At 43.6% G+C, this 12,324-nt stretch carries 12 protein-coding genes; 4 read left to right on the top strand and 8 right to left on the bottom strand.

The annotated features are described in order from the left end of the window. Positions 1–88 precede the first annotated feature (88 nt). From RTS09_RS06130 to RTS09_RS06110, 5 genes are all read right to left on the bottom strand, one after another. The gene (locus tag RTS09_RS06130) at positions 89–409 is read right to left on the bottom strand and encodes a DUF485 domain-containing protein (protein ID WP_099807461.1); all 321 of its coding nucleotides are present in this window, start codon (positions 407–409) and stop codon (positions 89–91) included. A gap of 506 nt (positions 410–915) precedes the next feature. Beyond that, entirely contained in the window at positions 916–1,320 is a 405-nt protein-coding gene (locus RTS09_RS06125) for a thiol-disulfide oxidoreductase DCC family protein (RefSeq protein WP_312535252.1), read from the bottom strand. Between the two features lie 18 nt (positions 1,321–1,338). Next, positions 1,339–2,289, bottom strand: a complete 951-nt coding sequence (locus RTS09_RS06120) for a TIGR01777 family oxidoreductase (protein WP_312535249.1) — start codon at positions 2,287–2,289, stop codon at positions 1,339–1,341. Between the two features lie 260 nt (positions 2,290–2,549). Continuing rightward, positions 2,550–2,798, bottom strand: coding sequence for a hypothetical protein (locus RTS09_RS06115; RefSeq protein WP_312535246.1), 249 nt, complete (start codon positions 2,796–2,798; stop codon positions 2,550–2,552). A 12-nt stretch (positions 2,799–2,810) separates the two neighbouring features. Continuing rightward, entirely contained in the window at positions 2,811–3,329 is a 519-nt protein-coding gene (locus RTS09_RS06110; protein WP_007117337.1) for a GbsR/MarR family transcriptional regulator, read from the bottom strand. Positions 3,330–3,568: 239 nt separating this feature from the next. On the opposite strand from RTS09_RS06110, the gene RTS09_RS06105 reads away from it, so the two are divergent. Then, positions 3,569–4,390, top strand: a complete 822-nt coding sequence (locus RTS09_RS06105; RefSeq protein ID WP_138017909.1) for an enoyl-CoA hydratase/isomerase family protein — start codon at positions 3,569–3,571, stop codon at positions 4,388–4,390. Between the two features lie 38 nt (positions 4,391–4,428). Here RTS09_RS06105 and RTS09_RS06100 read toward each other — a convergent pair whose 3' ends face one another. Then, entirely contained in the window at positions 4,429–5,163 is a 735-nt protein-coding gene (locus tag RTS09_RS06100; protein WP_312535243.1) for a glycosyltransferase, read from the bottom strand. A 184-nt stretch (positions 5,164–5,347) separates the two neighbouring features. Between RTS09_RS06100 and RTS09_RS06095 the strand changes: the two genes are divergently transcribed. Next, positions 5,348–6,160 carry an NRDE family protein gene (locus RTS09_RS06095; RefSeq protein WP_312535240.1) on the top strand — a complete coding sequence of 271 codons (813 nt, stop codon included), beginning with the start codon at positions 5,348–5,350 and terminating at the stop codon, positions 6,158–6,160. A gap of 68 nt (positions 6,161–6,228) precedes the next feature. Here RTS09_RS06095 and RTS09_RS06090 read toward each other — a convergent pair whose 3' ends face one another. Together RTS09_RS06090 and ompR are read right to left on the bottom strand one after the other, a co-directional pair. Further along, entirely contained in the window at positions 6,229–7,311 is a 1,083-nt protein-coding gene (locus RTS09_RS06090; RefSeq protein ID WP_312535237.1) for a CobW family GTP-binding protein, read from the bottom strand. 86 nt (positions 7,312–7,397) lie between these two features. Then, the gene (ompR, locus tag RTS09_RS06085) at positions 7,398–8,171 is read right to left on the bottom strand and encodes an osmolarity response regulator transcription factor OmpR (protein WP_286130670.1); all 774 of its coding nucleotides are present in this window, start codon (positions 8,169–8,171) and stop codon (positions 7,398–7,400) included. 532 nt (positions 8,172–8,703) lie between these two features. Between ompR and RTS09_RS06080 the strand changes: the two genes are divergently transcribed. Both RTS09_RS06080 and menA read left to right on the top strand, forming a co-directional pair. After that, complete coding sequence (locus RTS09_RS06080) at positions 8,704–11,253, top strand: Tex family protein (protein WP_312535234.1); 2,550 nt, start codon at positions 8,704–8,706, stop codon at positions 11,251–11,253. An 84-nt stretch (positions 11,254–11,337) separates the two neighbouring features. Beyond that, the gene (gene menA / locus RTS09_RS06075; protein ID WP_312535231.1) at positions 11,338–12,270 is read left to right on the top strand and encodes a 1,4-dihydroxy-2-naphthoate octaprenyltransferase; all 933 of its coding nucleotides are present in this window, start codon (positions 11,338–11,340) and stop codon (positions 12,268–12,270) included. Positions 12,271–12,324 lie beyond the last annotated feature (54 nt).

Below are 12,324 nucleotides of genomic sequence, written 5' to 3'. Positions count from 1 at the left end.
GCCACCCTCCATGGTGTCAAAAATGATGTCAAAATTGTTATAAAAAGCACAATTTTAAAATTGAAAACCCAACACAATCCCTGTGAGGTTATACTTTACCACTGTTGATATCATCGATTACTTTACGAGTCATCGTGTCAAATTCGCCGTTTGCTTTGCTGACATATATCCAAGTGATGACTGGTACAAAAATCATAATGGCAACAACAATGTAAAAGCCAACAGGGACAGTCGAGCCTGCTGACAGTGGCGCAGCAAACATTTCAGGATCAAAGCCCACGAGTAACAGATAGCCAAACCACACAATTAAAGTAATGATAGAAAAAGTAAGTCCTAGGCTTGTTTTTCTCTTTGCCATGCTTTGGAATTCAGAATGATTAATGATACGCTGAATTTGTGCCTCATCCATGATAACGCTCCTTGTAAATGAATGAAAAAGACAACTCATTGATGATTGATTCAACAATCAGAGTCAAAACTGACAAGGAAAATAGCGATTGGGTGACAATAACAGTAGACAAAAATATGGTGAAGCAAGTCCGCTATGCTAAACGTAATAGATTGTCTTAAATGATACAAACAATCTCATCTTCCTGATTAGTTGCTATTATTAAATGAAAATTGTTAAAAAATCTAGCTATTTTTTCTCAAACTGTAAAAAAATTGTAGAATGTAAGTTGAAAATTAGTGGCGACCCTATCAAAGCACCCAAAATTATTATTAGACATAACTTGATAGTCATAATTGTGACTAATAATCATTTTACCTAATCATGATTGCACTTAATTATGATTGCACCATCATGACTGTAACGCCCAATGACCATTAAAAATTATCAAGCTATCCATGATAAATAAATCATTGAGGATAGATGAATCATTGAGCGTACATACCGCCATTTAAACCAAACGGCATTTATTTGCCTCGAGTTCTACACATACCGTCTTTGCAGTCTGCTGCGACTTTACCATAGGCAAGTTGCGTCATCCAATTGGGTACACGGTTGCGATGTCGCGCAAAAACAGGGTAAATCACATCACTGGCTTGTTTCACCACAGGCCACTCAAACACGGTTGCAAAAGGCAGTTGTGCGGTTTTGTATAGCAGTCTTACAGCATCCATGCCTTTTTGCATGTTGCCTTGTTTATCTTGCACACACAGATAAGTCATCGCCTCATTTTCGCTAATACCAAATTTGGCAAGTTCGTCCCGTGCGTCATCAATCGGAACGATGCGAATGGCGTCAGGTTTTTTCTCTACCATATGCAAGGCTTCAGTACGGCAGACAAGGCAGGTATCATCATAGTACATGGTAATCATATTACCAGTCTCCGAAGATTAGCGTTTTAGGGCATCTAATACGGTCAAGTCGTTAAATTCAAAACCTTGATCCAGTAACGCTGTGGGCACAACGCGTTGCCCATCCAACAGTAACGTCGACATTTCACCAAACATGGTCTTGACCACAAAGGCGGGCAGGGTCATCACAGTAGGGCGGTGCAACCAAGTGCCCATCGCATCGGTAAATGCAGCATTGCTAATAGGCGTTGGATTGGTTAAATTGTAAATTTGCTGAGTGGGCAGAATGTGAGTCAGGTTTTGTTCAATGATAAAAATCACCGCACGCACCCAATCAGTACGGCTAATCCAGCTCATGATTTGCTGACCATTGCCAAGCTTACCACCGGTGCCCATTTTAAATGGGGTAATCAGTCGTCCAACCATACCCCCCTCGGGCGCAATCACCACCCCTGTGCGCACAATCGCAACTGGCACAGCATCTGTTACGGCATCTGTTACAGCATCTTGGGCAGTCAAAGCTAGCTGCTCCCATTTCTGACAGATTTCGTGAGCGAAGTCGGTTTTTGTCATGGGGCTGGTTTCATCAAGCGCGGTTGGGTCGGTTTCCTTTTGGATACCGTACCAACCGATGGCTGAGCCGCTAATCAATAGTTTTGGTTTGTTGCCGACTCGCTCAATATAGTCAATTACCGCTTGTGTGGGTTTTAGTCGACTATCAAACAATTCTTGCTTACGGGCATCCGTCCAACGGCTGTCGGCAATACCCGCACCCGCCAGATTGATGATGACATCATAGGTCTCATTGGTGCTGGCAAGATCGTCATAGCTAATAACGTCGTCTGCGATATTTTTGGTTTTCTCTTTTTCTACAGAGCGAGATACCCAAGTGACTGACGCAGTGTCACCTTTTACACCATGGGTTTTTAACGATTGTGTTAATGCTGTGCCTAAAAATCCTGAACCGCCTGTGATAAGTATTTTCATCATTTCTTTCCTTTTTTCTGTCAAAACTGAAATTTATGGGTAAAATTTTTAGCTTTTTGGTAAAACCAATTTGCCAACGATTACACTAGTTAAACCGCCAACTATTGCAAGTCTGCCGTTAAACACCAAGATGCCTAACCATGTTACTAGAGTATTAGAAGTAAATAATCTATTAATATCATGAAAGGCTATTACAAAGATAAAAAATGTCACAAAACAGCCAATAACAAATAATCTAAAATATTGCCAAACGCTAGAAAGTACTATTTTCTCAAAACTATGATAATGCTCGTTAGTATTGAAGGAATAAATCCGAATAAAGTGCCAAACGCTATAGCGGCTAACATAGCCAGAAAAAAGTTATTGAGTCCACCGTGTTGCCAGCTATGGCGGCTAATGGTCTCGTTCATTGGAAAAAGCATTACACCCATCAAATGTATCAGACCGCCAATCCCACCGCCAAATAGAGCATAATAGGTTAAAACTTTGCCAGTCGGATATGTTGCAGTCATTGTCCTAATCCATCATTTCAAAAACTTCTGAATCGTCGCCCCAAGCTTTAGGATACGATTGAGCGTAGTGGACGAAAGTTTTAGCATCTCGTTTGCCCAACTCGTCAGCGTATCGACAAATTGGTGGGTGTCTTTGATACGTTGTTGTATGTCTTTGCTTTCTGTGGCAAATTCTGGCTCATTGATTAAATCTGCCAAGAATCCAACCGTCGGCGCAAGCTCTCGGCGATAGCGTTCTTCGACAATCACCTTAGCCAATTCCCATACATCCGTACCCGTGGTGAAATAATCGCGTCTATCACCGAGCGTATGTACTGTTTGTACCAGATTTAAGCTCTGTAATTCCTTGATACTATTGCTCACATTTGAACGCGCCACGCCTAAGGTCTCTTGGATTTCTTCGGCATTCATCGGCTTGCCTGCCAAAAATAACAAGGCATGAATCTGGGCAACGGTACGGTTTACGCCCCATTTATTGCCCATTTCGCCCCAGTGTAAGACAAATTTTTCCATGGTCGATGTGAGTTGCACTTTTTAGCCTTGTGTGTAAGTAAATGGATGTAAATCAATCAATTTTTAATTATTTTGAGCTTTTTATATATTTCTGTCAATACAGAAATTTTGAAAATTGTAAAAATTTTGTGGTTGGGTTTGGATTGTTGACCTTACAAGTCGCGTTTTATTTCCCAAAAAAAAATAATTTCGGTAAGATGAAGTGGTTCATTGTATCTATTTTTTTGGTATTTATTTCTTTGGTAAAAGGATGACCCATGACGGCAACCCAAACACAACAACTCACCTTTCAAAAAGTCACGTATGATGTTGCAGATAGTGTTGCGACGATTACCCTCAATGATCCAGCATCACTCAATGCGCTCAGTAGCGTGATGAAATCCGAGCTTTATCAAGCCCTTGATTACGCACAATACGACACAGCCGCCAAAGTGATTATCATCACAGGCGCGGGCAAGGGATTTTCTAGCGGTGGTGATATTCGTGAGATGCTATCCGGCGCAGATAACCGCGAAAATTTACTGAAAATGTCGCACAGCCTGACCATTGGGATTGCGGACATTACGCGCCGTATCCGCAAAATCAGCAAGCCGATTATCGCGCGTATCAATGGCGCGTGTGCGGGTGCAGGCATGAATATCGCGTTAGCGTGTGATTTTCGCGTCGCCAGTGACAATGCTAAATTTTTACAAGCCTTTGTCAATATCGGGCTAGTGCCTGATGGTGGTGGTATTTATCTGTTATCGCAGTTGATTGGTGCCGCTAAAACCACTGAGCTTGTGATGTTGGGTGAGCAAATCACCGCGCAAAAGGCAGAAGATTTGGGACTGGTGAATGCGCTGGTGAGTCAAGATGCGCTTGATGCGGCAGTGAAAAAACTGACTGACCGCCTCACAAGCTTGCCAACCTTGGCACTGGCGGCAATGAAGCAATCGATTAATCAAGTGGCATTTGCAGGACTAGATATCGCGCTAGACCAAGAGGTAATTTACCAAATGCAAATGGCGACCAGCGAAGACTTTAAAGAAGGGATTACCGCCTTTATGCAAAAGCGTCCTGCTGAGTTTAAAGGGCGATAAAGCCTAAAACCTTGTAAAAAATAGCGTCACCACCGACGCTATTTTTTTTGCGTACCATAATGTCCAAATTGATAGCGGATTTTGTTATCGCGGATTTCACCGACAAAAAAGCGATATAGATTGGCGTGAAGATATTTCCAACCTGTATTAAAATAGCCATCTTGCTGCAAGCGGCGTGGGTCAAAGCGAAAGGTGAGCGGTAGCATCTGATAACGGGTGATTTTTTTGGCGCGATTGACATAGTCACAATCTTCACACAGGGTGATAGACTCATCAAAACCACCCAATTGCTCATGCACAGATTTACTGGAAAAAATACACGCACCGACCGCCGTTGGCGATAAAAATTGGCTAACAAAAATACCCATGTTAAACAGCAGATAACCCACTGTAAACCAAGGCTTTAGGTGGTCAGCATTCATGTACACGCCGCCTACTTTCAAGGATTTTTTATCCAATAATTGACTGGCTTTTTTCAAAAAGTCTGCATCCAACTGCACATCGGCATCTAGGAACAGTATCCGTTCATTTTTGGCTAGGCTTGCCCCTGTATTACGACCCAAGCTGACGCCACGCTTTGACATTTTATGGACGCTTATCGCCGGCAACTGGTGACGAAAACTTGCTGCAATTTGACAGGTGTCATCTTCGCTGTTGGAATCCACCACGATGACTTCAAAATTTTGGTAGCTTTGTTGGGCTAAGTCACGCAAAATATTGCCGATACGTTCGGCTTCGTTTAGGGTAATAATCACGATGCTAATTGGCGTCATAAGCTTATTCACAAGGGCAACAATCGTTTAAAACGGCAGTTTTTTAGATTTTTTATCATAAATGAACAATATGACGATTTGGTGATTGCTAAAAAAGTTTTGGGTGCTAAGCTATGGAATAAGCAATCGAGCTGATGCAGGGTCAATGGGCGAGGGCATGGTAACAAGTTAGAAGGAATGAAGTATGTGCATTGTGGCGTTGGCTTGGCAGCTGTTTGAGGATAATCCCTTGGTATTATTATCCAATCGGGATGAATTTTTGCAGCGTCCTACGCGCGCACTGCATGAATGGCAATTGCCGAATGGAAAAAAAATCATCGCGGGGCAAGATGCGCAAGCAGGGGGCACTTGGTTGGGTATCGATCCTGTGCAGGGGCGCTGGGGGGTGATTTTAAACTACCGAGAGATTATCAAAGATAAGCCTGTCTTTGCCACGTCCCGAGGTCAATTAATCCTTGATTATTTAAGTGGTGAGTGGTCACCGCTAGCTTTCGCAAGACAAATTGATTTGCCCTGCTACGATGGGTTCAATCTAGTCATTGGCGATCGGCAGCAAGCGGTGCTACTTAATAATAAAGGGTATGGCATCGAGGTATTGGCAAAAGGCTTATACGTGTTATCCAATGGTCAGCCAAATACGGCATGGTTTAAAACGCAGAAACTGCGCAAGCGAGTACGACAAGAGTTGTTGCCCCTACTTGCTGAGCACGAGGATTGGCAAACAGCCAATTGGAAAAACGTGGCATTTGAGATATTGCAAGACCGTGAACAAGCGCCTATCACCCAGCTACCTGATACAGGTTTAGGTATCAAGACAGAGTTGGCGTTGTCTTCCATCTTTATTCCTGCCAATCGCCTCGATAAGTTGCTGGGAAGTAGCTATGGGACGCGCGTGAGTAGCTTGCTTACCATCACTCATACAGGGTTTGATATGCAAGAAAAAAACCTTGAAAATGACACTATCATCCGTATCACGCCCGATGTTAACGCCACATAATCAATGAAAAAAACAGCCGCAACATCAAAAAAATAGACAATAAAATGGACTATCTATCAACCGTAAGCTTAATGGATATTCCCAAACATCATCATCAGCTCAGTATCGAGCCTATCAAAATCCAATTCGATAGTGTTATCCAAAAAAATCACTTCAATACGGTTATCGGTTTGTGGCTCACAGGCCACCAAATCGAGCGAATCTGGGGTAAAATTCATGGTTTGCCATTGCTCATCATGCGTATGTTTGATATGAACCACCGATTTGATACGTTGCCAGTTGGGCAGTGCCAAAAGCCATTCCATCAGTACAGTCATATCAATTGTCCAGTCGGCTGACACCCGCCAGCCGATGATTTGATAGCCATTTTGTACATCATGATAGCGAAATGGCAAGTCATCATTGGTAGCTGTTGGCGATGGGGGCGTGTCGACTTGGGTAGTGGGTGGGGCGGTGGACTGAGCAAAGCTTGTTAAGCTAACTTGTTGATAGTGGCTACGCTCAGCAAGCACTTGGCTTGATTGATTGAGCGCTTGTTGCAATTGCCGCAGATTATCTTCGCTCAGCATTTGCTCTGCTTGCCAAATCAATTTTGCTTTAGGGTTTAAGCCTTTTACCCATGCGGTCAGTTGGGTTTTTTGGGTGTCATCCAACCCATGAAAGCGATTAATCACCACCACATCACAAAATCGCACATGCGCTTGGTAGCCGTCATTGTCACGATAACGGCTATCTTGCCAATGACGCGCATTGAAGATACTGATGGCAGATTTTAGCGACAATGCAGTTTGCCAATGTGGTGCAGATAGCTGCTCAATCAGCTCTCGCGGGTGTGCAAGCCCTGTCGGCTCAATCCATAATCGGTCAGGTCTATACTCAGAAGTCAAGCGAGCGAGCGCAATCTGTAGCGGCAGTTGCGAAGAACAGCAGATACAGCCACCAGATACTTGGCGAATCGCTAAATCATGGTCAGCATTACCCGTCAATAGCTTTTCATCAATACCGATTTGACCTGCTTCATTGACCAAAATCGCCCACTTTTCTTGGTGTTGAAAATGCGCGATACAGGCATTGATAAAACTGGTTTTTCCAGAACCTAAAAAGCCCATCACAAGGTGACAGGCTGTATTTACAATCAACGGTTTTATCATAAAATTTTCTTAACTCTGTTAACCCAGTTTTCCTAATCCGCTCTTCTAATTGGCTTTTTTAATCCGCTCTCTTAAATAGCGCTTGTTTAGCTTTCTGCGCCATCGGGTACAAACACGTAGCCCACGCCCCAAACGGTTTGGATATAGCGCGCTTGCGAAGGATTATCTTCGATGAGACGGCGTAAACGCGACACCTGCACATCAATTGAGCGCTCCATTGCGCCCCATTCACGGCCGCGTGCCAGATTCATCAGTTTATCACGGGTTAATGGCTCACGGGGGTGTTGTACCAAAGCCTTTAATACACTAAATTCACCTGTGGTTAAGGTCACGATATTGCCATCACGTTTTAGGGTGCGCGTTGATAAATCTAATGTCCATGACCCAAATTCGACCACTTCCATTTGCTGACTGGGTGCGCCTGGTAATTCACGCGTTTGCCGGCGCAATACGGCTTTAATACGTGCCAATAATTCTTTGGGGTTAAAGGGTTTTGGCAAATAATCATCCGCGCCTGCTTCAAGTCCTGCGATACGATCGGCATCGGAACCTTTAGCGGTCAACATAATAATCGGAATATCGGAGTTTTCTGCGCGTAAGCGATGGCAAATACTGATACCGTCTTCGTTAGGTAGCATCAAATCAAGCACAATCAGCGAAAATAATTCACGCTGCATCAATTTGTCCATTTGGTTGCCGTCATGCGCAGTACGTACAATATAACCATCGTCTTCTAAGAAACGTTGCAATAAGGTACGTAGGCGCGCATCATCATCAACGACCAAAATGCGCTGATTCATATCGCCGGCGGCTGATTGATTGGGAGTAGATTCTACAGTGGGGTTGATGTCGTCACTCATTGATTATTTTCCTCATTTTTATCGTCGATATTCCTATCACCAATGTTATTTTCACTCGAATGTTGTTTTCGCTACATAGTTTTTATAAACGCTAAATATGTTCCATTAGCGTGTTGAAATGAACCTTATAATTAATAGTTAGGACAAGCAATGTTATAAAATATATGGGTATAAAAATTTTTATTAAGGACTGATAAGGGTATTTTGAAACGATTGGTTACAACTTGCAAGCATTATCAATCTTATTATTCAGTCAAATTTGCTTGGTTATGCGGTTATTAAAGCAAAGAAATGTGTCGATTGCTGTAGTGATTTTGCTAAAAACGCGACGTTAGCTTATAGGGTAGTCATCTATTATATAGTCATCCGTTAGCAAAATTTTAGTTTAACAACAGGGGTATAGTTAGCAAAGTAAAAAATCACTAAAGATTTTTGTTAAAATAGCGTTTACCTATTATCTTTTTGTATTGTTTTGTTATAATGCGTGAACTCTGAAGTTTTGAGTTCATCCTTATAAGTGTTAGGCAAAAATATGACTACAAACGTTACTGCCATTGCGGCTAATCCAGCGGTAGATGTACTCTCTGAGCAAGTCCAGCAAGCCATTTATCAAAAATTAGCTGCCAATCTTGGTATCAAACTCAACCAAATGATGGCATTCGTCAAACTCTATGATGATGGCGCGACGATTCCGTTTATTGCCCGCTATCGTAAAGACCAAACCGGCGGGCTCGATGACGTACAGTTGCGTAGTCTGGAAAAATCGCTGAGCTATGAACGAGATATGGCCATTCGTCGCCAAAAAATCATTGAGCTGTTGACTTCACAAAATAAGCTGACCGATGAATTGAATGAACGCATTAATCAAGCGGCATCCAAACTTGAATTAGAAGACATTTATTTGCCGTATCGTCCGCGCCGCCGCTCACTGGCAACCCAAGCCCGTGAAGCAGGACTTGAGCCAATTGCCTTGGCGGTTCTAAATGACTCGGTAAGCCCAGCCTCAGCATTATCAGATTACCAAGCGCCAGCGCCTGTACAGGATGACAACGGCGAAGCCGAAGCGTCAATTTTTGAAGATAAAGAAAAACAGCTATCAGGTATCGGTGCCATTATTATCGATGAGTGGACACAGCAGCTTGATCTACTCGACAAACTGCGCGTCGGCTTTGGTAAAATCGCCCAAATTCATAGCCGTTTAGTGGGCGAAGAAAAACGGGAAGTCGGCGAAAAATACAAAGACTATTTTGACCACGCTGAAAGCTTGGCGCGTTTACCCAATCATCGATTATTAGCGATGCTACGCGGTCGCCAAGACAACGTACTGACGATTGCCATTGAAGGCGAGGATGCACCGTTTACCCAGCAAATTAATCAGGCATTTAACTTAACGGCTGCTGAGCCTAGTGAGCGTCAACAATTTTTATTGTCACTGGGAAAAAAACTGTGGTTGGATAAATGGCGTCCGCATATTGAGCATCGTTTGCTCACAGAAAAACGCTTAACGGCTGAATCAGCAGCAATTGACGTGTTTGCAAACAATTTACAGCATTTATTAATGGCAGCGCCAGCGGGTCAAAAAACGATTCTAGGCGTCGATCCGGGTATCCGTCATGGGGTTAAAATGGCCGTGGTTGATAGCCTAGGTCATGTTGCCAAAAATAGCGATGATAGTTTTGCGATTGCAACAGTGTATCCATTTGCCCCAGACAATAAGGTCGATGAAGCCAAACAAACCATTGCCGATTTACTCAAAAACCACCATGTGCATTTAATCGCCATTGGTAACGGTACGGCTAGCCGTGAGACAGATGCCTTAATCAAAGAAATTTTGGCAGAACACAGCGCTCAAGGAAACGGCGATATCAAAGCCGTGCCTGTGGTGGTCAATGAGTCTGGTGCGTCTGTGTACTCAGCGAGCGAACTGGCATCGCAAGAATTACAAGAGCTTGATGTATCCATTCGTGGGGCAGTATCGATTGCCCGTCGTTTGCAAGATCCCTTGTCTGAGCTGGTTAAAGTTGATCCCAAAGCCATTGGCGTGGGGCAATATCAGCATGACGTCAACCAAACGCAGCTGGCTGATAGTTTAACCAAAGTCACGCAAGACTGTGTGAATGCGGTGGGGGTAGACGTCAATACCGCAAGTCCTGCGATTTTGTCTTATATCGCAGGTCTCAATGTCAATGTAGCACAGCAAATTGTCAACTACCGCAACGAACATGGCGCATTTGCCAATCGTGAACAGCTCAAAAATGTGCCAAGATTGGGTGCCAAAACTTTTGAACAAGCGGCAGGTTTTTTACGCATTCGTGGCGGTGATGAGCCGTTAGATGCAACAGGGTTACACCCAGAAAACTATGAGATGGTCAAACAATGGCTGGCCTCAACCGACAATAATCTCAACGATGTGCTAGGTGACGAGTCAGCGCTTAACAATCTGACCGCTTCACTTATCGCTGCCGCAAACGATGAGGTTAATGATGCCGAGCAAGCAACGCTGAAAGCCGCTGCCATCAAACAAGAATTAGCCAAACCTGCACACGATCCAAGACCGAGCTTTAAAACAGCGCAGTTCCGTGACGATGTCAATAGCCTCAACGATTTAACCGAAGGCATGACGCTTGAAGGCGTGGTCACCAATGTGACAAGTTTTGGTTGTTTTGTTGATGTGGGCGTCCATCAAGATGGCTTGGTACATATCTCAGAGATGGGTAACGAGTTTATCGCCGATCCGTTAAATCATGTCAAACCAGGTGATATCGTCACCGTTCGCGTGATTTCAGTGGATGCAGAGCGTAAACGCGTGGGCTTTAGCATGAAGTCAGATACGCCAATGGCAGCCAAAGCTGCTGAAAAAGCACCCGCCAATAAAGCAAAAAATACCAACCAATCAGTGGCTGGTACGGCGAAAAAACACGCAGACCCTGCCGAGCGCGGCGGTAAATCAGCCAAACATTCGGGCAAACCTCAACGTAGTGACAAAGCTGCTAAACCGCAAAACCAAGCAGCCGACAAACCGCAAAAAATCGGTAGCTTAGGTGCATTGTTGGCGCAAGCAGGTCTAAAAAAATCAACATAAACCCCGCATCATTAGTAAACGTGCATCTAAATGGCTAAATCCATTTAGATGTTGCGATTGGTGATACAAGGTTTCGAGTGAGTGATGGTCAATTTTTTACAAGCATTTTGGCAAGCGACTCGCCCACGCACTTATCCATTAGCGGTGGCTGGCATCATAGTAGCCAATGCGTTGGCATACTCGCGTATTGGTAGCTTTGAAACCAAAAATTGGCAAATCTTTTTGCTAAGCCTATGGGTTGCCTTAGGACTACAGATTTTATCCAATTTAGCCAACGACTATGGCGATGGTATACGGGGTACGGATGCCCATCGACTCGACAGACAGACTGCCCAAGGGACAATCAATCCCAAGACCCTCAAGAAATTAATCATAAGTTGGGCGCTGTTTATTTTTGGCTGCGGTATTGGCTTACTTTGGCTGAGCTTTAACAGTCTCATCGATTTCTTCACCTTCTTAGCATTGGGCATCATCGCTATTATCGCCGCAGTGACCTATACCATGGGTAAAAACCCCTATGGGTACAATGCGAAAGGGGAAATAGCGGTATTTTTATTCTTCGGCTTAGTTAACGTATTAGGGGGCGTGTACCTACAAACACAATTTATCCGCGTGAGGGATATTATTGCTGCCGTGGTGATCGGCCTGCTATGCACTTGCGTATTGATGATTAACAATATGCGGGATTTTGACACAGATACAGGCGCTAGTAAAAATACCCTTGCTACCACCTTAGGCAAAGAAAGCATGAGCCACCTGTATCGGTTTATGTTGTTGGGTGCTTACTTTTTACTCATTACCTTTGTGACCTTGCGACAAAATTTTTATCTATTAAGCCTACTTGTTCTAATCTCTCCGATTGCCAAACATCTTAAAATGGTTCGCCATTATAGTGATGAAACTATCCCCTCAAACGCACTAGCGCCAGAGCTAGCCAAAATTGTCTTAATTACCCTAGCGACCAGTGTGTTGATGAGTGTAAGCATTCTTATCTTTAACTATAAAAAACTAATTTGAAAATAAATCAAAAAACTTTTCCCATTGGTATTGACAGAGGGAAAGAAAAGCGTA

The organism is Moraxella sp. CTOTU47618, assembly GCF_032017425.1.
In the GTDB taxonomy this organism is placed as follows: Bacteria; Pseudomonadota; Gammaproteobacteria; order Pseudomonadales; family Moraxellaceae; genus Faucicola; species Faucicola tetraodonis.
This window is presented reverse-complemented; position numbering and strand designations above follow the sequence as displayed.

Excerpts from the sequence above, each read along its gene's own strand:
- RTS09_RS06130 (WP_099807461.1), bottom strand. The coding sequence starts at position 409 with ATGGATGAGGCACAAATTCAGCGTATCATTAATCATTCTGAATTCCAA.
- RTS09_RS06125 (WP_312535252.1), bottom strand. The coding sequence starts at position 1,320 with ATGATTACCATGTACTATGATGATACCTGCCTTGTCTGCCGTACTGAA.
- RTS09_RS06120 (WP_312535249.1), bottom strand. The coding sequence starts at position 2,289 with ATGATGAAAATACTTATCACAGGCGGTTCAGGATTTTTAGGCACAGCA.
- RTS09_RS06115 (WP_312535246.1), bottom strand. The coding sequence starts at position 2,798 with ATGACTGCAACATATCCGACTGGCAAAGTTTTAACCTATTATGCTCTA.
- RTS09_RS06105 (WP_138017909.1), top strand. The coding sequence starts at position 3,569 with ATGACGGCAACCCAAACACAACAACTCACCTTTCAAAAAGTCACGTAT.
- RTS09_RS06100 (WP_312535243.1), bottom strand. The coding sequence starts at position 5,163 with ATGACGCCAATTAGCATCGTGATTATTACCCTAAACGAAGCCGAACGT.
- RTS09_RS06095 (WP_312535240.1), top strand. The coding sequence starts at position 5,348 with ATGTGCATTGTGGCGTTGGCTTGGCAGCTGTTTGAGGATAATCCCTTG.
- RTS09_RS06090 (WP_312535237.1), bottom strand. The coding sequence starts at position 7,311 with ATGATAAAACCGTTGATTGTAAATACAGCCTGTCACCTTGTGATGGGC.
- ompR (WP_286130670.1), bottom strand. The coding sequence starts at position 8,171 with ATGAGTGACGACATCAACCCCACTGTAGAATCTACTCCCAATCAATCA.
- RTS09_RS06080 (WP_312535234.1), top strand. The coding sequence starts at position 8,704 with ATGACTACAAACGTTACTGCCATTGCGGCTAATCCAGCGGTAGATGTA.
- menA (WP_312535231.1), top strand. The coding sequence starts at position 11,338 with ATGGTCAATTTTTTACAAGCATTTTGGCAAGCGACTCGCCCACGCACT.